A 22,243-nucleotide genomic window follows, 5' to 3' on the forward strand; every position below is an offset into this window, starting at 1 on the left:
TTAACATTCCAAAATCATTAAACATCTATTAATGAATAACTTAATTCACTACAAAAATTATATATAAATTAATATATGCAATTACTATTTTTAGTAATAAACAACAAAGACACTTTAAATACTGTATTCTCTTTTTATACAATTACATTTCGTTTCCCCCTAGATCACATTTTGGCGTTAAGGTTGAATAAAAAGCAAAAAATACCACCGTTCTTTATTACAAAAACATAAGTTATACCATTATTATACAGACATTTTCATATCCTAATCACTCAACTTCGCACGCTTAGAAAACGCTTTATAAGCTTTTACTGCATTCAATATAATTTCATCAGCACGTAAAAAATCATAATTTTTCTTATAATCAATAGTTAAGTGATTATTCTAAATATTACCCCAATTTGTAACATCAACAATAGCACTATCATAATCCCTACCAAGCACAATGATTCCCCTGAGCTTGAACATAACAGCTAAAAAGTTTACACCAACCCAATTTAAGTTTTTCGGGTTGTCCACAAACAACATGGACAAAAGCTTGTTGATTAAACCATAATTCTGTTAGTTCATATTTAAATTGTGCAATATTTGCATTAGTAGTAAATACTTGATGGTGTAAATTCTCATAAAGCTTATCAATATATTCCTTACATTCTGTATTATCTAGCATAATTCTAAAAAGGCCTGCTCTAGAAGTATTAACCCATGTGTAATACTCGCATTAGGAGCAAATATTTGATGTGCAAATTCTCATAAAACCTATCAATATATTCTCTTTCTGTATTATCTAACATAATTCTAAAAAGGTTTACTCTAGAAGTATTAACCCATGTGCAACATTTGTGCTAGGAGTAAATATTTGATGGTGCAAATTCTCATAAACCTATCAATATATTCTGTATTATCTAACATAATTCTAAAAAGGTTTGCTCTAGAAGTATTAACCCATGTGCAACATTTGTGCTAGGAGTAAATACTTGATGGTGCAAATTCTCATAAACCTATCAATATATTCTGTATTATCTAACATAATTCTAAAAAGGTTTGCTCTAGAAGTATTAACCCATGTGCAACATTTGTGCTAGGAGTAAATATTTGATGGTGCAAATTCTCATAAAGCTTATCAATATATTCCTTACATTCTGTATTATCTAGCATAATTCTAAAAAGGCCTGCTCTAGAAGTATTAACCCATGTGTAATACTCGCATTAGGAGCAAATATTTGATGTGCAAATTCTCATAAAACCTATCAATATATTCTCTTTCTGTATTATCTAACATAATTCTAAAAAGGTTTACTCTAGAAGTATTAACCCATGTGCAACATTTGTGCTAGGAGTAAATATTTGATGGTGCAAATTCTCATAAAGCTTATCAATATATTCTGTATTATCTAACATAATTCTAAAAAGGCCTGCTTTAGGAGTATTAACCTAGTTCCTACAAACATTTAGGATTTCCCTATCAACAAATTCATTAAGTTCTGGAGGAACAAGGAAAATTACAGTTAATATTCCCACCAGCAGATTCAAAAATAGTATTCATTATGATTCATTCCTTAAATATCCAGAATATTTTACTTGATGTTTTTTTAAGCTTTCATCAGGAACACTAGTGCATGAACAAACAATAAAACTTACTGTAACAAAAGAACCCAAATATATCTGAAAACTTCCATAACACTACCTTAAACATACATAACAAACATAAGATTCAGCATGCAAAACTATCATTGCAAGATAACCACTCATTTAAAAAAACATCCTATATACTTATTTCATAATATTGTATAACGTACTAAACCTTATAATTAAGATATAACTACAACAATATAAAAAACCCATAATCTTACAAGTAACAGTGGTACTCAATAACCCTTAATCATAAAACCATCTACTAGAAAACAAAACTAACACCTCTGCTACATGAACAGATATACACCATTGTATTACATAAAACTATATTAGTACTATTATTCATTAGTAAAACACAATCAAAAGTTACAAAATAAAATGGCTAAACAATACTTAAAATTTTACCTATGTTACATACACACTAAAAACTACTTTAGCAAGTAATAGCTAAGCAATTAATATCTCTTCAGTAAAAACAAAACCAATAATAATGCGCTACTGTACAGTTTACTACATAATTAACGTACAGTAGCACAATAAATTGATACTGACTATTTGATACAGCTACATTCTGTTTCACCTCTTCTACAATTTGGAGTTAAATCTGCAAAAAATGTAACAATAGAATTTTTACGAGCTACAAATACATAAGTAACATCTTCATTACCATAAAGACAATGCCTATTTCTTTGTTCCGCTAATTGAGAATTTTGAGACAACCCCTTGTAAGCACTTGTAGCATGTAATATAATTTCATTAGCATGTAAGAAATCATAACCCTTTCTAGGATCAACTACTAATTGCCCATTAACATTTTTAAACATAACTCCAATAGTAAATACTTTATCACTAACTTCATCAGTCAAATCATCATCATAATATCTACCAACCCACTTATTCTCTTGAGCCTGCAAGTAACGTCCAAAGAAATGCATACCACCTAATCTACCTAGTTTAGGCTGTCCACACATTATATGAGTAAATCCATCTCTATTAAACCACAACTCTGCTAACTCATTTTTAAATGTCTCAAGATCCGCATTTGGAGTAAACACTTGATGATCTAATTTTTGATATAACTCATCAACATATTCTTTATATTTTTCTTCATTTAATATATTTTTAAAATCCTCTACTCCTGGAGTACTACCCCAATCACCACAAACATCTAAGACAGCTTTATCAAATTCATTAAGCAGAGGAGGACTAGGCAGAGTACCACACTTAGAATATTCCTCTGTTTTGAAAAAAGGATTTATACCAGATGAATTATTCACACATTCATCAGGCGTATCAACAACAGTCACACATGCCATTAGGCTAAATGGCAATAGAAAAAAACATACATATATATACTTATACAATCTCATAATATTATTCCTCACATAACAAAAAAAAAATTAACATATCTCTTATTAGCATAAAAATGCCAAATATCATATTATTCATTAAAATTTTTATTAATAGTAAATTTGCTATTATTTAAAAAACCATTAACTACGCAAAATAAAAATGTTACAATACAACAAAGTTAACATTGCAAAAACTAATGGATATCATTCAAAAAATAGGGAATAAAATTACATCATCATTAAACGTATTAAAACTCGAAATAACAGATGAGTCCCAAAAACATAAGGGTCATAATTTCCATTCCATCTCCAATATTTCACATCTAAAAATACAGGTAGTATCTAATGATTTTTTAGAAGTAAGCCAAATCAATAGACACAAGTTACTACACAAAGTTTTAGAGAATGAAATAAAATTAATACACTCAATTTCGTTTTTACTTTATACAGAAGTAGAGTACAACAAGCTCTTATAACAAGCAGATAAGTATTGCTATATCAGTCATGCATCAATAAACAACATTGATAAAACCAATAAATATTTACTTATTTCATCCCCTATATAGTAAATAAGCTATTCTAGTAGCTAGTATAATCAGAATTTTAACACTTAAGTTTTCGAAGTAAACCAAAACAATACTAACACTAACAGATTATCATATAAAGCTTTAAAAGCAATTAATTGTTGTATATAAATTTATAACTTTAGGTAAACTTATAAAATCATATCATATTAATTTTACACCATGAACACAAGCAACTATACTCTTTATTTATGAACATTATCCAAGATGTATTAATTATTCAAACAAATTCTATTCACTATAAAAATTTCACTTAAGTTTTACTGTAAACATATTCATCATTAACCCTACAGTTATGGATACAGCGATACAACATTCCATTTATCCATATTATTACTATCCCTAGTATATTGATATCTAGTGTGAATCCTATTTAAACCTTCCTGCCAAAATTCCATTAACATTGGAACCACTACTATTCCAACCCAATAATCTGGTCTAGGTATTGGTTTTTCATGGAATTTTATTGTCATTTCTTTTATTAACTCAACAAAATCTTCCCTATTTTCTAAAACACTTGACTGCTTAGAACACCAAGCACCTATCTGACTACCACGAGGTCTAGATGCATAATACTCATCTGCATCATTACAAGGTAGCATTTTTATTCTCCCTTCAATTCTAACCTGCTTTGAAATACGACTCCAATCAAAAACAAGAGCAACAGAAGGATTTTCTGCCATTTCTTTTCCTTTCCGACTATTCATATTGGTAAAAAATACAAAACCTTGATCACTATACTTTTTTAACAGAACAACCCTTGCTGAAGGTTTCAAATCTTTACTACATGTAGCAAGCACCATTGCTGTAGGATCTTTTTTATCTTGTAAAGAAACTGCTAATACCTCATTATACCATAAATCAAACAATTCAATAGGATCTTTCTTAATCATACTCTACCTTTAACATCAACCAACACAGACATTTTCACACTCTACTTAATTATTTAATACATAATAAGGTTATCTTACTTATTTAATGATCTAAGATATTTATTGTACTCTCATTATAAATTAGTAGCATTGATTTTTAAGAATAACACGTTAGCCATTTTACAGCACATAATAATAAAAAATATTCACTTACACCTTTCAGATATTTTTTATGTATTTCCTAATTTACAGCAGCACTGACAACGTATCTCTGAAATAAAGATAAAAAATATGAATAGGCAAAAGCACTCTGTACCAAATATGTCCTTAACTATTGATTACATATCTACCTGCTAAAGCAAATATGTAATCATTTAGACATTTTCAGCCTACAAAATTTTATAAAAAGCATATCATAATGACACAATGTAACACAGTCAAAAGTACACAACATATCATCATTGACTCTTCAACATATAACCTATAAACGTTGAATTCTTTCATCATTTAAAAGCACCTCACAGAAATCATTTATATTTTTCTCATTCTCTTGCACAATCTTTTGAGCATCTTTTTGTACATTTTGTATATTTCCTGGAGAAGCATCACTAAAATCACACGTAGAATATATGATATCACCAGAAATCCTACAATACGTATCCTCTCCTTTTACAAGTCTAGCCATTTGATAATCTATAGCATCCAAACCAGCATCAATAATAACAAAAAGTATCTTACTAGACCAATACAACAACGAATTTTGCAAATCTGAAAAATCCTTATTTACAGTACCACATCCTACAGACAAACAACATAACTTTTCATTTGGATATAATACTTGTGCTCCAGCATATGCTGCTATTATAGGGTTATTACATACAATAGAACTATCAATCAATAATGTTTTTTTTACCCTCTACAATTATTTTTTTAGGAGTAAAATAAGTAGGAGCAGCTACAGCACCCCTTGTCACATCAGATACTTTTATATCATGATACTTATCTACCCAACTTCTAAACATTACTGTTTGATTAGAACATAAATCATAACTTGGTACAATAAAATTTGTCATCAAGTCCTTCATTGCAACATCCCCAAATATTTCTTTTAGTACTGAATTCAAATTTTTATCAGAATATTTAGGACCAAAAATTAATGCAAAAGCATTTCTAGCAGCAGAATTGGAAAAAATTTTACCAGAATACTTTAACATCAAGTCTAATAAATCCCTTGTATTATATCTTGGCATACCATCAGCATTCTTAAGGCAAAGCGCTCCACCTACAAGACTACCAACTGAACTACCTGATACTAAGTCAAATATCTTACTTAACGGTTTATTTATTCTCTTTTCTATCTCTTGTAGTATAGTTGCTGCTACTATGCCCCTAACTCCTCCACCATCTATCGATAAAATATATCTAGTCATAACTATATCCTCCATATTATTAACTTGTTAATAAATACAAACTAATATCAGATTTGAAATAATATAAAACAATACAGCTGATACGTACAACTTTTTGTTGAGCATATCAATACAATAACCCTTCTTTTATGAAAAATTAAACTATATTTCCTAACATACAATAGATTATATATTTGGTAACATTTATAGTATTTTCTGTGTTCTTAACTATTTTTACATTACTTATTAACTTTTTAACTAAAAATACTAATAAAACATAATATGACTCTACATAGATTTATCAAGAAAAGTACTACTATGTAGAATGCATTTCATACATCAGTAAAAACACATATCAAATATTAAAGAACTTATTAAAAAACTAATTAGAGATTAAAGATTCAAGAAATCTTATTCATTATAAATTTTGCTCCTATCTCTATACAAGCATTACTTATGCTATGATCTAAACCAGGAATTGCATGACTTTCTAAAGGCACATTATGATCTAACAAAAATCCAACTGCATCATTAAAAAATGAGAACGGCACTACATCATCTTCTGTACCATGAACTATACAAATATCAGGTTTTACATTTATATTATGTTTCAAGTAATTTGGACATATTATAGCCCCTGAATAAGATATTACAGAAGCACATTTTCTTTTCCTCAACAATGCTATATGTACTGCTAACATTGCTCCTTGAGAAAACCCAGCTAAAACTAACTTATCATCACTCAATCCAGTATTTTTCAATTGTAAATCTATAAAATTATTCACAATCAAAGCTGTTTTTTCCATATCAGCAAATATCACATCTTCAGAAAAATCACGTCCATTAAACCATGCATACCCTGCATCTCCATACTTCATATGAGCATTAGGAGCTATAAAGTGAGCATTAGGCAATAGTTCACCCATTAAACGTCCTACTGACAGTATACTATTACCAGTTGCTCCTCTTCCATGAAGCAATACAACCAAAACATTAGCACAGTCACCAGAAGTAAAACTAGGTCCATCAATAACTATACTCATAATATCTCTCCCTATATATTAAACAACTTAAATGATAGGTCACTACTTACTGAACAAAAAACATTATTGCATAAATAACAGTAATAGCATGACCAATACAAAAAATTTTTGTACTATAGCTACACTACAATCAAATCACACAAATTAAAATACTTATACTTACATCACACTTTAACATACGCATGTAAAATACAAAACTAATACAACAATCTTACTTTACCCAACATAAGATATTCAAACCATTACTTATACTTATTTTCTACTATGCACTATACATGTTTGTAACTCTTTATCAAACTCTAACAATTTTTTCCATTACAATATCTTATAATACAAAATATACATCAATGACTTAAATAACCATATTATTAAATATCATTGTAATTTTTAGCTATTTACCGATAATACCTCAATAAACCATAATAAAAAGCAACCATATCAAAAACCCTTTATGGGGAGGAAGGTTTTTGTAACTCTTTACAAACTTTAACAATTTTTTCCATTACAATATCTTATAATACAAAACATACATCAATGACATTAAATAACCATAAAATAAATATTATTGTAATTTTTAGCTATTTACGATAATACCTCAATAAACCATAATAAAAAGCAACCATATCAAAAACCCTTTACGGGGAGGAAGGTTTTTGTAACTCTTTACAAACTTTAACAATTTTTTCCATTACAATATCTTATAATACAAAACATACATCAATGACATTAAATAACCATAAAATAAATATCATTGTAATTTTTAGTTATTTACAGATAATACCTCAATAAACCATAATAAAAAGCAACCATATCAAAAACCCTTTATGGTGGAGAGGAAGGTTTTTTGTAACTCTTTACAAACTTTAACAATTTTTTCCACATTACAATACCTTATAATACAAAACATACATCAATGACATTAAATAACCATAAAATAAATATCATTGTAATTTTTAGTTATTTACAAGATAATATCTCAATAAACCATACCAAAAAGCAACTATATGAAAAATCCTTTATGGGGAGGAAGGTTTACTGTATCCCCCAGTGACATTATGAAAAAGATTAATGAATCAATATCGTTTGACAAAATACTATATGAAGAAGATATATCTGGGTCAATAGCACACTGTAAAATGTTAGTTAACCAAAAAATCATTAGCAAATATGAAGGTCAACTTATTATTCATGGACTAGAAGTTATACAAAACCAAATTTCATCTGGCACTTTTGAATTCAGCACAGACCTAGAAGACATACACATGAACATAGAACACCACTTAAAGAAAATGATAGGTAACATTGCAGGAAAGTTGCATACTGCAAGATCTCGTAATGATCAAGTTGCAACAGATTTTAAACTTTGGATACGGAAATCAATAGTAAAATTAGAAACGCTATTACATGAATTACAACAGACTATACTTAATATAGCTGAAGCTAATTACGATACTATCATGCCAGGATTTACACACTTACAAATTGCTCAACCTGTAACATTAGGTCATCATTTAATGGCATATTTTGAAATGTTAAAAAGAGACTGTTCACGCTGGCAAGATTTACACAAACGCATGAATCAATGTCCTGCAGGATCTGCAGCATTAGCAGGAACATCTTTTCCAATAGACAGACATTTCATCGCACAAGAACTAAAATTTGACAGCCCAACAGAAAATTCTATAGATGCAGTATCAGACAGAGACTATGTTATTGAATTTTTATCAAATGCTTCAATATGCATAATGCATTTATCAAGGTTAGCAGAAGAAATTATACTTTGGTGCAGCTACAATTTTAAGTTTATAACACTTTCCGATAATATCACAACCGGAAGTTCAATAATGCCACAAAAGAAAAACCCAGATGCAGCAGAACTTATCAGAGGAAAAACTGGAAGGATTTTTGCATCATTAAACCAAATATTAGTCGTCATGAAAGGACTACCACTAGCATATAGCAAAGATATGCAAGAAGACAAAGAACCTGTCTTTGATGCAGCAAACAACTTAATGTTATGTATAGAAGCAATGAACAGCATGTTAAACAATATTACCATTAACAAAAGTAATATGCTAAAAGCAGCAGAGCATGACTATTCAACAGCAACAGATCTTGCAGACTGGCTAGTCAAAAATCTTAATCTTTCATTTAGAGAATCTCATGAAACTACTGGACAAATAGTCAAGTTAGCAGAGCAAAACCACTGTAAACTACATGAATTAACTCTAGAACAAATGAAAACGATCATCCCTTCTATAACTGAAGACGTCTTTTCAATATTATCGGTAAAAAACTCAGTAGACAGTAGAACGAGCTATGGAGGAACTGCTCCTGCAAATGTAATCGAAGCAATAAAAAGAGGAAAGTTATATCTCAGCAATATTACTACTTTACATTCAGAAAACAATATGTAATTTTTTCTAGCAATCAGTACCTATTACACATTTAGAGAAAATGCAGTACATGTAAACTAGATATAGCAAGATTACTGTTTTGAAGAATACTACTCCTATTCATTTTTATATTAAACACATGCAAACCACACCTGAGTACTGACCTTATATCTCTAACTAAATAATTAAGTACAAGTGCCACATTCAATATAGAAGTCTATGCAATATCAAATATCATAATCTAACATAGACTTTATATTAAATAAGAGGACCTAATTAACTAGATCAATAAGCTATTTACAGTCTATCACCTTATTAATCTTACTTTGATTGTAACACACACATCAGTATTTTATTAAATGCTATTTAGCACCGTTATCATATGTATAATGCATTTTTAAATAATTCACTGTTTTCTGTGAGAATATAGCACTACTTACATAAATTTCCTATAAATAAGAACATCATTTTTTATTTACAAGTAATATATGTACTACACTATGATCTTCCTGAGAAATACTATGTACACAATTATTTTTTATATTATCTACAACATTAGCTAATAATATTCCATTTAAGTGATCAAGTTCATGTTGTATACATCTAGAAAGCCAACCATAGACCCTCACTATACATTCATTCCCTAACAAATCTGTATACCTCAAATCCATATGTTTTGGTCTTGTAATATTAATCAATCCATAGGATTTAGCAGATGAACATCCTTCAAATAAATCAACAGTTTCAGCAGAGAAGCTGAGAACTTCAGGATTTATACATATCATATTTTTACCATGTAATGAATGATGTCCAGATAAAACTTTTATATCCTGTGCAATATCAAATAAACCACTAAACATATTTATGATAAACATTCTACTATGATTACCAAGTTGAACTGCAGATAACCCTACAGTCTTACTATGTTCCATAACCTTCATCATATCATTAGCTAACGCTATAATTTCTTGATCTATCTTTTCAATAGGGTGAGATATAGCATGCAAATTTTGTAAATCTTGAACATTATCAACAGATAAGATATTCATATTATATTCCTCTCAACTTTTAGTATAAGCAATTTACAGTATAATTCTATATATTTCATTATCTTAACAGTTGTTATACACATTTATTAGTTATATAAGTAGTATTTTTATAAAAAACTGATATAATCAGTGCATATTAAGTATAAACTAACCACCAAATATTGTGTCACTACAACATATATTTACCAATCCGCTATTTTGTATACCACCAGAAATTGCACATAAACTAGTAATTTTTGCACTAAAGAACAATTTCATCCCCACAAAAAAAATTGAAATTCCAAGATCTCTTAATATACAAGTCTTCAATAAGCTTCTCAGAACCCCTATAGGGGTTGCTGCTGGTTTTGATAAAAATGCAGAAGTAATTCAACCCTTATTGTCTATTGGGTTTGGATTTGTTGAAGTAGGAACGGTAACAAAACACCCTCAAAATGGTAATAAAAAACCACGTGTACATAGATTAATTAGTAAAGAAGCAATAATTAACAGTCTAGGCTTTAATAATAAGGGGATAAATTTCTTAATAAAGAAAGTAAATAACATTCAACTTAACCATTGTATATTTGGAATTAACATAGGATTTAACAAAAAATCCAGTGATCCTATCCAAGACTATTTCGATTCAGTAAAGAAAGTATATGGTCTAAGTAATTATATTACAATTAATATATCATCTCCCAATACCCCAGGATTAGATGAGTTTCAAAAAAAAGATCTTCTTTCAGAATTATTAACAGCTATATCTCAAGTTCGAAAGCTAGCAGATTATGCAGAATCTGTTCCTATAATGCTCAAAATTTCACCAGACATTAATGATAACAAAAAACAAGATATTGTAGATTTAGCAATAAAATATAAAATTAGCGGTTTAATAATCAGTAACACTTCATCACAACATAACAAACTATTAAATATGAATACAAACATACATGGAGGATTAAGCGGAAAACCACTATTTGATTTATCAACACAAGTATTGTCTGAAATATATCAAGCTTCCCAAGGAAAACTTTTACTAATAGGATGTGGTGGAGTAAGTACTGGATATCATGCATATGAAAAAATAAAAGCTGGTGCATCATTAGTACAGTTATACACTGCTATAGTTTACAATGGATTCAATATAGCTAATAAGATAAGCTTAGAGTTAGCTGATCTTTTAGCCGCAGATGGGTTTCCTACAGTACGCCATGCAATAGGCCATAATCACTAGCAGGTTTAACATGTTAATAGCAATAGATATAGGTAATACAAACATAAAATTAGCAATCTGTGCAAACAATAAAATTATAAAAAGGATAACTATCTCTTCACAATCTAGGAGAACAGCTGATGAATACTTCATATATTTAAATTCTACAATGAATCAATTAAACCTTGATTACAAAAATATAAATAATATTATCATATCAAGTGTAGTTCCAAGTATAACAAAGCCAATTATCGAATTAAGTCAAAATTATTTTAATATAGATCCCACAATTTTGAGTAACCATCATGCAGACATTTTTAATATTAAGATAAGCTTACAAAACAAAGTATTAGGATCAGATAGGTTAGCAGATATAATTGCAGCAAGCAGTTTATATCCCCATAAAGATTTACTCATAATAGGTATGGGAACTGCAACAGTATTTAACTTATTAAATAAAGATAAATGCATATATGGACAAGCTATAGCACCTGGAGCACATATTTTAGCAAAAAGTATGAGACAATACACTGCCCTATTACCAGAAGTATTAATTTCAAAACAAGACAAAGTAATACATGATAATATATACCACGCAATGGAATCAGGAATATACTGGGGATATATTACCATGATTAACGGAATGATTGAAAAAATAATAAAGGAAGAGGAAAAAGATTTATATATAATAGCAACAGGAGGAAATTCTAACTTATTCTTTAATCACAAAACTGCTATTCACAACATCGAAGTAGACTTAACCATAAAGGGTCTCATACAATTACATACTGTACTATCTTGATACCAAACCCTGAAATAATATAACTCATTGCTAACTGATATGATATAGTACAATAACTAAAAAGGACGAGGAAAAAGACTTATACATAATAGCAACAGGAGGAAATTCTAACTTATTCTTTGCCACAAAATTGCTATTCACAACATCGAAGTAGACTTAACCATAAAGGGTCTCATACAATTACATACTGTACTATCTTGATACCAAACCCTGAAATAATATAACTCATTGCTAACTGATATGATATAGTACAATAACTAAAAAGGACGAGGAAAAAGACTTATACATAATAGCAATAGGAGGAAATTCAACTTATTTTTTGACCACAAAACTGCTATTCACAACATCGAAGTAGACTTAACCATAAAGGATCTTATGCAATTACATACTGTATTATCTGGTACAAAATCTGAGAACAAATAACTCATTGTTAACTTATATGATGTAGTACAATAACTAAACGTTATTTTTAACAACACCATTATTATAATTACATTGCTGCTTAGATATATTTGCAGATATCTCTTTAATCTTTTCAACTACATTTGTACTTGCATGTAACAATATATCCGACAAAATATCCTTATCAATATTATTAGCTATTAACATTAATGAATCTATATCCAACAATTCAAAGACTTCAGCAGCCAATTCTACAGGTATACTTTCATATATTTTTACTAAACCATGCACTTTTTCATCATAATTTTGAGTACTAATATTAATCAATGATACTAAATTTTTTTTCATCTCTTCTAAATATAACATTTGATCATTATTATGCTGCCCAGCAATTTTTAGCAAAGCCTCTTTATCTTTTAAACTATTTTCTTGCTCCAACAAGCGATAATACCAATCCTGCAAATCTACAACAGATATAAGCTCACTATTTACTGGAAACAATTTTATTTTTTGATTTGAATCTCTAAAAAAACAATCATCACTTTTTACAAATTCCACATCATTCAACAAACCAAATTCCACAATTTTATCATTATCAATGCCATAAAAATTATGTAATACAACCCCAGTTATACAGAATATTAATATCACATTAACAATATAAATCACTTGCATACTATTAATAAAACTATTATACAATGCCTTAGAATCAAGTATGTTATAATAAAACACTATTGTGATTTAGCAATAAATAATTAGTAGTATTTATATTGACACTGCTTATACTGCTTATATCTAAAATACTTTAAGAACATAAAATTAATGAAGGCGTTTTTCACATTGTTCATATTTTGGTTTGCCCTATCAGGGTATCTTGATCTATTTTTTATAACATCAGGTATTACAAGCTGTATTATTACACTAGTCATAGCAAGAATGCTACAGAATGTTATACCAGCAAATAAGAATTACACTTACTACATATCAAAAAAACAATTCCTTCCTTTCACATTTCACTTTTTACGTTATTTTTTTTGGATCATGCAACAGGTTGTACTGTCTAATATACACATAATAAAAAAAATATGGAATTTGAGTATAACAATCAATCCACCAATTTTTAGAGTAATAGAAACCAAGCAAATTACCGGCTTAAATATATCAACAGTTGCAAATTCTATTACACTTACTCCTGGCACAGTAAGTATAAATGTTACAGAATATTCTAGCCCATACAAAATAACAGTTTTAGCTATAGATGAAGAGTCAATGTCTGGTGTAATAGATATTGATAATAAAATTGCAAGTATATAAATCTTCAATAAATACTCGTAATAATAGACAATAATATATCCTTTGGTGTTCATACAACAATTTAGTAATTGTCATAGAAATAATCTAAAGTTGTAAATTCATATTGTCATTAAATCTGACAAGTGATTAATTTTGACATCATGAACACAGTGACTAACTTGCTGCATATGACTACCCTGATCTATGTTAATTGCTTGATTACACAGAGCTTTGGTTTGTATACTTTCAGTATCTCTCTCAAGCACTTTTTTATTCATTACACTTTGTAACTCTAGTACATCAAGGTCACGAGATAAAAACTTGACTTCACAATCTATACATGCATTACTAAGTTTAAATATTCTATTTTCTTTAATATAAAAATTACATTCATGCGCACATAAATTACTAGTGTCAATAATTCCATTAATAAATACGTGCTTTATTCCCCTTAGAAAAAAATTACCCTTAGCAATGGAAGAAAAATATAAATACATTCCAAGCATAACAACTACACAACTTCCTTTATATACATTTCCCCTTAGTATGACATTACTACTTCTTACTTCAATATTACCATAAACATTGCCACAAACTTCCACTACACTGTTTTCAACTTTTACTATTGAAGATTTTTCTACATTACCTGCAATGAAAACCATAGATGTATCTATTCCACTGTGTTTAGCTTCAATACTCCCACTAACTGATCCCTCAATTCTTACTGAATCACGACACGACAACAATCTTCCCTTCACATTACCATATACAAAAACATTATTACAATGCAAAGTCACATGTACAGGAATGTCACCTTTTATAATTACATTACTATATTTAGATGCATCTAACCGACAATTACCACTAGCAGATTTAAAATACTTAAACGAGACAATTAAATTATCCTTTACTACAAATGAATCAAGATTCTCTTGAGTAATACTTTCTAAATCGATAACCTTAAAGACCTCTCTTAACTTAGCAACACTACTTACATTTATCGTACCTATATATTGTTGTATTTTACATTTTACATAATCCTTACCAACACAAAAATATACACCCTTCATTTCTCCTTTATGAAATAAAGTATGAATAGGTTTCACATAAGAACCTACCCAGCACATATCTTGTAGATTCTTAACATGTAAAAGTAAATTTTGACAATTAGGCACTGAAGTAATTTTGTTATAATACAAATGATATACTGAAATAATCATTTTATAATACAAACGACACGACTTTAAATCGTTCATAATAACAGATTCACACTTATCAAAATTTGGGTTATTTATTATACAGAACAAGACCCAATGCAATAAGATACTATCATCTTGCATAGATAGTTTATCTGTAAACTTTAAAACCGTGCTGACAGATTTACGCAAATTATCAAATGTATTTTTTACAAAATCCCCTAACATAACATCATTATAAATTACATACCTACAGCTTAAATTACTCCCTTTGTTAAATATAGATCTCTTCAAACTTGAAACACAACCAAGTGAAACATCTTGTCTACTTGAACAGTCATATGATCTTGCATAATCAACAAGTAAAGGGCGTTCTTTAGAATACAATTGAGATACACCTCTAAAAGACTGTGATTTTCTAGTCCCACTATTTGTTAACACAACATCCGAACTTTTACATTTTATATGACCAGCAATATCATCTGTGACATTAATATCTTGACAAACCATAATATTTTCAAAACGTTGTTCACCACTTATTCTAGCCGAATTACTTCTTCTTAAAACAACGTCTCTACTTCTACTGTAGCTTCTTATATTAGATCTCAAATGCTTACTTATAGTACCATGCAATTGTTCTGATACTACAGTCTCTTCAATTTCCCCCTGATTTCTGGTATTCACATAAGAGATAAACTCTTGTAATAAATGCATTGGCTTCAATTTACCATCCTTACAATACCTTATAAAAACACCTTCATCATCTTTCATAACAACATCACTTAGGTTACTTTCAATATCAAATAAAGACATAGTAGGGAACATATCTATAAGAGCATCCTTACCTATTTCTGGAACTAATACCTTAACTAATCGATCAATACCACCCACATCATCAATCAATATTTTTAACAAATCATTCCTACCTTCTTCACTTTTCATGTACTGAAATACTTGATGATTTACAAGCGTACACATCTTATCAGAAATACAATCTCTTTCACTAGTCACTCCATCTTGTACAACAAAGCTACTTTGGATATTACTTGAGATACTCTGACCGCATTCTACCTTAACATCTGAACCAAAGTGTAACGTTGCAGACTCCACCAGCTGACCAGATTCACTTGTAATAGTAAAATGACCATCTATTGACGAAAAGAAATCAACGTTAGTTTCTCCACTAGTTGATGGAACACTCATATCAGTTATTCTTTGATCAACAACATTCACAGGTATAGGCTTTTTTAAAGGAACATCATATCTTGAGCCATCTGCTACACTGCTAGTACTATTCAATTTGTCCTTTCCAAAATGTTGACTACTACTATCATCAATTTTTGAAGAATGGATATTGCATTCCTCACCACATGATGGAACATTCATACCACTCATCTTCTGATCAACAATATTCACAGGCATAGGCATCTTTAAAGGAACATCATATCTTGAGCCATCTGCTACACTACTAGTACTATTCAATTTATACTTTCCAAAACGTTGACTACTACTATCATTAATTTTTGAAGAATGGATATCGCATTCCTCACCACATGATGGAACATCCGTACCACTCATCTTCTGATCAACAACATTCACAGGTATAGGCTTTTTCAAAGGAATATCATATCTTAAGCCATCTGCTACACTACTAGTACTATTCAACTTATACTTTCCAAAACGTTGACTACTACTATCATTAATTTTTGAAGAATGGATATCGCATTCCCCACCACATGATGGAACATCCGTACCACTCATCTTCTGATCAACAACATTCACAGGTATAGGCTTTTTCAAAGGAATATCATATCTTAAGCCATCTGCTATACTTCTGCCATCTGCTACACTGCTAGCACTACCTGATTTATTTTCCTCAAAACATTCATCACTACCATAACTAATCTCTGAGAATTGAGTACTATATTCTTCACTCGTTAGTACCACATGTTCAACCGTTTCATTCATATCTATAGAATCACACGATTCTCTTTCTCTTGAGCTAGACACACTTTGATAACTCATCCTAGATAATCTAGATCTCTTTTGATTTAACATATGATTTAGAATCAATACTTTAACCAATCTAGGGTCACTACCATTCTGACATATGCTTGATTCTATGGCTGAAAATTCCGACTTTTTTTCTTCATTTTCCAATAATATTATATTCAACACACTATTTAACCTTTTCAATATCCTAAACATATTATCCAGAGATATTTGAAAATTATGTATCCCTACTTTTACATCGCTAAATTGTTCAGAAGGAAAATCTACAGAACTCGCCATAAATTGATTAGAACTATGACATTGCCGTTGCAATCTTAGTAAAATATTTTGCGTCTGTCTCATTACACATAATACAGATTCCATCTGTCCGCCTATCAACAATGTGTTACCATCACTAACAACACCAAGACCACCACCCATATCTTGCTGTTTACTTACAGAGCCTACCCCAGTAGAAGCAGTAGCACTACCTGCACTTTCTATTGCTTGTTCTGAAGAAACAGCTGCATCTGATAACAAAATATTATTAATACTAAAGTAATTCGATACAAGATCTTCACACAATTTACACAGCGTATCTTCACTGATTACAATATTAGGTACCTTTTCCAATAAACGCGATTGACATCCAAGAAAAATACTCAAGTCATATTGAAGATAGCTCAAGTCATAAAAAAAACTTGTCATACAAGAAGAGCACAAAGTAGAAAAGAAAGCCCTACTATCTTCTTTAGACAACTGATTAATAAGATCACACATTTCAATATATACGTGTCTTACCCTATCATTTAAGTCTTTTATAATCTCTTTATGAGAACCAAATTGAACAAAATATCTTTTTATCATATACGGCTTTCGACCATTAAAATCAGTAATAGTACGGCTTGTTTTATCACATTGAGTAGTACATTGCGGGATAGAACGTTCTCTACTACTATCAGTAACACAATATTTTAACATCAGCACAAACTCAAATTATCAAAAATTTTACTATGATAATTAATATCTTTACTATTTTTATACAAAAGTTCCCTCATCTATTTTCCATTAAACAATTGTCAGCTCTTACTTACACATCCGCATTAAACTTATAAAATTGATTGGTAAAAACTTACGCAATACAAAGCTGTGCTCAAATAAACACAAGTATATTGAACACTACTTAATTAGCTCACTAAACAGTACACTACAGATCAAAACTCTTAAAAAAGCCCTTGTCATTATAAAGTTAGATAAAGCCATAGTTAGAATCTAGAACTAAATTATCAACAGACTCTAATATCATCCTTCAAACAACAAAACAGTACATTCTTCAATATTAATCAAAAATATGCTACCATATTTAAAAAAACCGTTATATCAATTTTCTTTATACAACATTATTTACACAAATTTTTCTACCTTTACACTAATTAACATATAAGCATGCTATTATATGAATAAGAAAAGATAATGGTCAATATAAAAATTAATATAATAAGTAAAAATATTAATATCACTTTGTAGCTTTCATTTAAACTACAACTTTCTATAATATGTATTAATACATAATCCTCTACCTTTAAACGCTAAAAAACTTTCTTCACAAGCAAATCTAAAGTATAAATATACTTTACAACTAATCCTTACTAAAACCTAAAATAAGCTTTATGCCAGATTTTTCTATAGAAAATGAAATATCAAAATTAATAAATAATAAACACTGTACTATAGTAGGAGTTGACGAAGTAGGATATGGTTCATTAGCTGGCCCTGTAGTATCAGCTGCTGTTTTTTTTCCAAAACATGACAATCACATCACATACAATATTCAAGATTCAAAAAAACTCACTCCAAAAAAAAGGCTAGAAATTTATAATATAATCACTCCTATGGTAAAATGGAGTATAGGGCTTGCTGAAGTGCATGAAATTGACCAGTATAATATACTAAATGCTACACATATTGCTATGCAAAGGGCACTTAGAGGGTTAAATTCTAATATAGATTATGTAATAGTAGATGGAAATAAAGTTCCAGAGCTACCATGGAATGCAAAAGCCGTTGTAGATGGAGATAACATAAGTATATCAATTGCAGCAGCATCTATAATTGCAAAAGTCACACGAGATAAACTAATGGAAACACTACACATACAATTCCCACAATACAACTGGAACAAAAATAAAGGGTATGGTACTAAACATCATTTAGAGTCTTTACATAAGTATGGTAAAACTATACACCACAGAAATACATTTGCCCCAGCATCAGGGATAACTAAACTTTACAATAAATGATAAAAACCTCACTACTATTGATTTAAAACACACTCTATAAATTCACACTATACTCTAAATACCACCTATTTAATCAACACTGTATAAAAGTACTCAACTTCTAATTTCCTTAACACCAGCTATTTATAAAGTTATTATACAATAAGTAAGATACCCTAAATATGATAAAAAAAGTAATACTACTAGTTTCAACATTTCTACTCTGAAATATCCTGATAATACATTAACTATGCCTCCCCATACTGGAATCCAAGAACATAGCAATGTTAACAACATTAAGGCTAACTTTATATAAACACCTAATTTTCCATAATCATCCTGCACTTTATGATACTCCACACGTGCAAAAATTATCATTCTACCCAATACCCAGTTAATCACCCCTCCTATAACTGCACCTAACGTTGATACTAAAAGCATCAAAGGATAACTATAACCCCCAAAATAAGCCATTATTTTAAATATCAATATTTTATTTAATGGTAAAATAAGAGCAGCTACAAAACTATCAACGAATAATAAACTATAAATTTCTATCATCTATAGATACACTATCACATATTCCACGGGACTGGTGCGATTTGAACGCACGGCCTTCGGATTAGGAATCCAACGCTCTATCCTACTGAGCTACAGCCCCAACACACTTTCAATCATATAGATTATCTATACAATGTAAACAAATTTTCAACTCTTCATTCCAAATCCACAGCAGATATTTCATATAATAGGCACTTTGCACTTCCTTTTATTTTATTAATGTCATAACACAAATTTTACAGAGAATTCCTAAAGTCTCTTTAGCATCTATTATTAATATTCCTAAATTATCAACAGACTCTAATATTATTATTCAAATAACAAAACAATCCTCATTCCAATATTAGCCAAAAATATGCTACGATTTTAAATCTACAAAAATATTCTATATAACATGTAATTAAATATGAGTAACACCACTTAAACCTTCTTCAATATTAATATAAACAGTAACATGCTTTACTTTTAAGTGATAATAAACAGATCTACTTATCACTGTTATACTAAGATAAATATTAATATTATATTTTCATGCAATAGCAGTTGTTTAGGCTAACTTATTTCATTTTATAACTTCACAATTAATACAAACATAACATGCTTTACTTTTTAATGATAACAAACAGGTCCACTTATCACTGTTATACTAAGATAAATATTAATATTATATTTTCATGCAATAGCAGTTGTTTAGGCTAACTTATTTCATTTTATAACTTCACAATTAATACAAAGTAACATGCTTTACTTTTTAATGATAATAAACAGGTCCACTTATCACTTTTATACTAAGATAAATACTAATATTATGTTTTCATGCAATAGCAGTTGTTTAGGCTAACTTATTTCGTTTTATAACTTCACACAATTTCTCTATATCTGATAAGCTATGATTCACACTAAATACAAATCTCAGTCTTGGAGTCGGTACAGTAGGAGGACGTATTGCCACAACAAGAAAACCTGCTTCCCTTAACACTTGCTGTGCATGTAAAACGCTATTCATATTTTTCATAATTAATGGTACTATATGACTACTAGGTTCAGCAAGATTCAGATTTTTACAAAAAAATTTAGCCAATTTAATAGGTATATCATTAACAGATGCACTTATAATATCCAACGCAGCATTCGCAGCAGCAATAACCATCGGAGGTAGAGCAGTCGTATATATAAAAGTTTTAGCTTTATTCTGTATATACTTTATAACAACCTCCGATGCACATACATATCCACCTAAAACACCAACTGCTTTAGATAAAGTACCAATGTATATATCTGAATTAGCACAAGGTATTAATCCAAATCCATGAGCACAATCCACAATAAGCCACGCACTATATTTTTCCGCCAATTTTTTTAACTGATCAATTGGAGCAATATCACCATTCATACTATACACTTGCTCAACTACAATAAAACAGTACTTATGTAACCTCCTATATTTTTTTAATATATCTTCACAATGTCCATAATCATTATGCTCAAACCTATAATGCTTAGCAGAAGAAAGTTTAATACCATCTATAATAGAAGAATGTACTAATTTGTCAGAAATGATCATATCATGTCTATGCACTAAAGCAGAAATAACACCTACATTTGTTAAATAACCACTACTAAATACTAAAGCCATTTCTGTATGATATAACTTTGCTAATTTATCTTCTAAGCATTGATAAAGGATATTATTCCCTGTAACCATGCGTGAGGCACCAGCACCTACACCATAATTATTTATCGCATTTATAGCTGACTCTTTTAATAAAGGATGACCTATTAACCCTAAATAATCATTACAAGAGAAGGAAACTAATCTCTCGTTATTTTGACAAACCAAACAACCTACTTCAGATCTAGTTACAGTAGAAGGTTCTCTATATAAATTATCAACCTTTAATTTAATAAGTTCTTGATTTAATATTTCATCCAACATATGAAAAACTCCACAGCACTGTAACTTAATATTTATCAGCTACCCCTATTTTGGACTTTTGACAAAATACACTCAAATACAAGTTCTCACTACAAAAAAACCCTATCGAAACATAGTAAGAAGTAATAATTTACTTTACATATCATCCTTTTAATTGAGATGCACCCACAAACAGAAAGAAACACTACCATATAATTTACATCTCTTCACAAGAAGAAGAACCACCTCTCCACCCATCAATAATTAA

18 protein-coding genes, 1 tRNA gene and 1 pseudogene are annotated in these 22,243 nt (G+C 29.6%); 7 read left to right on the plus strand and 13 right to left on the minus strand.

What is annotated here, in order from left to right:
* Positions 1-433: 433 nt before the first annotated feature.
* The 3 genes from ECH_RS04700 to ECH_RS03805 all read right to left on the minus strand — a co-directional run bounded on the left by ECH_RS04700 (position 434) and on the right by ECH_RS03805 (position 3,005).
* Complete coding sequence (locus ECH_RS04700; protein WP_043881620.1) at positions 434-670, minus strand: hypothetical protein; 237 nt, start codon at positions 668-670, stop codon at positions 434-436.
* A 353-nt stretch (positions 671-1,023) separates the two neighbouring features.
* The gene (locus ECH_RS05085; protein ID WP_011452899.1) at positions 1,024-1,158 is read right to left on the minus strand and encodes a hypothetical protein; all 135 of its coding nucleotides are present in this window, start codon (positions 1,156-1,158) and stop codon (positions 1,024-1,026) included.
* Positions 1,159-2,186: 1,028 nt separating this feature from the next.
* A complete protein-coding gene (locus ECH_RS03805) occupies positions 2,187-3,005 on the minus strand; it encodes an EndoU domain-containing protein (protein WP_006010579.1) in 819 nt (272 codons plus the stop codon).
* Positions 3,006-3,184: 179 nt separating this feature from the next.
* Between ECH_RS03805 and ECH_RS03810 the strand changes: the two genes are divergently transcribed.
* Entirely contained in the window at positions 3,185-3,463 is a 279-nt protein-coding gene (locus ECH_RS03810; RefSeq protein WP_043881619.1) for a BolA family protein, read from the plus strand.
* Positions 3,464-3,864: 401 nt separating this feature from the next.
* Here ECH_RS03810 and pdxH read toward each other — a convergent pair whose 3' ends face one another.
* The 4 genes from pdxH to ECH_RS03825 all read right to left on the minus strand — a co-directional run bounded on the left by pdxH (position 3,865) and on the right by ECH_RS03825 (position 6,895).
* The gene (gene pdxH, locus ECH_RS03815) at positions 3,865-4,464 is read right to left on the minus strand and encodes a pyridoxamine 5'-phosphate oxidase (protein ID WP_006010577.1); all 600 of its coding nucleotides are present in this window, start codon (positions 4,462-4,464) and stop codon (positions 3,865-3,867) included.
* A gap of 460 nt (positions 4,465-4,924) precedes the next feature.
* On the minus strand, positions 4,925-5,341 hold the full coding sequence (locus ECH_RS05030; RefSeq protein ID WP_226988396.1) for a hypothetical protein: 417 nt from the start codon (positions 5,339-5,341) through the stop codon (positions 4,925-4,927).
* On the minus strand, positions 5,334-5,888 hold the full coding sequence (locus ECH_RS05035) for a patatin-like phospholipase family protein (protein WP_226988397.1): 555 nt from the start codon (positions 5,886-5,888) through the stop codon (positions 5,334-5,336). The genes ECH_RS05030 and ECH_RS05035 overlap by 8 nt, the downstream gene beginning before the upstream one ends.
* Positions 5,889-6,253: 365 nt before the next feature.
* A complete protein-coding gene (locus ECH_RS03825) occupies positions 6,254-6,895 on the minus strand; it encodes an alpha/beta hydrolase (protein ID WP_011452904.1) in 642 nt (213 codons plus the stop codon).
* Between the two features lie 1,004 nt (positions 6,896-7,899).
* On the opposite strand from ECH_RS03825, the gene argH reads away from it, so the two are divergent.
* A complete protein-coding gene (argH, locus tag ECH_RS03830; protein ID WP_011452906.1) occupies positions 7,900-9,312 on the plus strand; it encodes an argininosuccinate lyase in 1,413 nt (470 codons plus the stop codon).
* A gap of 443 nt (positions 9,313-9,755) precedes the next feature.
* Here the strand turns inward: argH and ECH_RS03835 are convergent, their stop codons facing one another.
* Positions 9,756-10,340, minus strand: a complete 585-nt coding sequence (locus ECH_RS03835; RefSeq protein WP_006010567.1) for a peptide deformylase — start codon at positions 10,338-10,340, stop codon at positions 9,756-9,758.
* 163 nt (positions 10,341-10,503) lie between these two features.
* On the opposite strand from ECH_RS03835, the gene ECH_RS03840 reads away from it, so the two are divergent.
* The 3 genes and pseudogenes from ECH_RS03840 to ECH_RS04905 all read left to right on the plus strand — a co-directional run.
* Entirely contained in the window at positions 10,504-11,556 is a 1,053-nt protein-coding gene (locus tag ECH_RS03840) for a quinone-dependent dihydroorotate dehydrogenase (RefSeq protein WP_011452908.1), read from the plus strand.
* 10 nt (positions 11,557-11,566) lie between these two features.
* Positions 11,567-12,337, plus strand: a complete 771-nt coding sequence (locus ECH_RS03845) for a type III pantothenate kinase (protein ID WP_006011322.1) — start codon at positions 11,567-11,569, stop codon at positions 12,335-12,337.
* A 61-nt stretch (positions 12,338-12,398) separates the two neighbouring features.
* A pseudogene (locus ECH_RS04905) lies at positions 12,399-12,538 on the plus strand (pantothenate kinase); the annotation flags it as partial.
* Positions 12,539-12,793: 255 nt separating this feature from the next.
* On the opposite strand, the gene ECH_RS03850 reads toward ECH_RS04905, so the two are convergent.
* Complete coding sequence (locus ECH_RS03850; RefSeq protein ID WP_006011324.1) at positions 12,794-13,471, minus strand: MotE family protein; 678 nt, start codon at positions 13,469-13,471, stop codon at positions 12,794-12,796.
* Between the two features lie 90 nt (positions 13,472-13,561).
* On the opposite strand from ECH_RS03850, the gene ECH_RS03855 reads away from it, so the two are divergent.
* Positions 13,562-14,053 carry a Na+/H+ antiporter subunit E gene (locus ECH_RS03855; protein WP_006011325.1) on the plus strand — a complete coding sequence of 164 codons (492 nt, stop codon included), beginning with the start codon at positions 13,562-13,564 and terminating at the stop codon, positions 14,051-14,053.
* A 98-nt stretch (positions 14,054-14,151) separates the two neighbouring features.
* On the opposite strand, the gene ECH_RS03860 is transcribed toward ECH_RS03855, so the two are convergent.
* A complete protein-coding gene (locus tag ECH_RS03860; RefSeq protein ID WP_011452910.1) occupies positions 14,152-18,201 on the minus strand; it encodes a polymer-forming cytoskeletal protein in 4,050 nt (1,349 codons plus the stop codon).
* A 689-nt stretch (positions 18,202-18,890) separates the two neighbouring features.
* Here ECH_RS03860 and ECH_RS03865 point away from each other — a divergent pair.
* On the plus strand, positions 18,891-19,520 hold the full coding sequence (locus ECH_RS03865; protein ID WP_011452911.1) for a ribonuclease HII: 630 nt from the start codon (positions 18,891-18,893) through the stop codon (positions 19,518-19,520).
* Between the two features lie 123 nt (positions 19,521-19,643).
* Here ECH_RS03865 and ECH_RS03870 read toward each other — a convergent pair whose 3' ends face one another.
* The 3 genes from ECH_RS03870 to ECH_RS03880 form a co-directional block, all read right to left on the minus strand.
* Positions 19,644-20,060 carry a hypothetical protein gene (locus ECH_RS03870; RefSeq protein WP_011452912.1) on the minus strand — a complete coding sequence of 139 codons (417 nt, stop codon included), beginning with the start codon at positions 20,058-20,060 and terminating at the stop codon, positions 19,644-19,646.
* Positions 20,061-20,086: 26 nt separating this feature from the next.
* Positions 20,087-20,160: transfer RNA gene (locus ECH_RS03875), tRNA-Arg, on the minus strand.
* A 732-nt stretch (positions 20,161-20,892) separates the two neighbouring features.
* Positions 20,893-21,996, minus strand: a complete 1,104-nt coding sequence (locus ECH_RS03880; protein ID WP_011452914.1) for an aminotransferase class I/II-fold pyridoxal phosphate-dependent enzyme — start codon at positions 21,994-21,996, stop codon at positions 20,893-20,895.
* Between the last annotated feature and the right edge of the window lie 247 nt (positions 21,997-22,243).

Origin of the sequence: Ehrlichia chaffeensis str. Arkansas (assembly GCF_000013145.1) — a bacterium.
Taxonomy (GTDB): Bacteria; Pseudomonadota; Alphaproteobacteria; order Rickettsiales; family Anaplasmataceae; genus Ehrlichia; species Ehrlichia chaffeensis.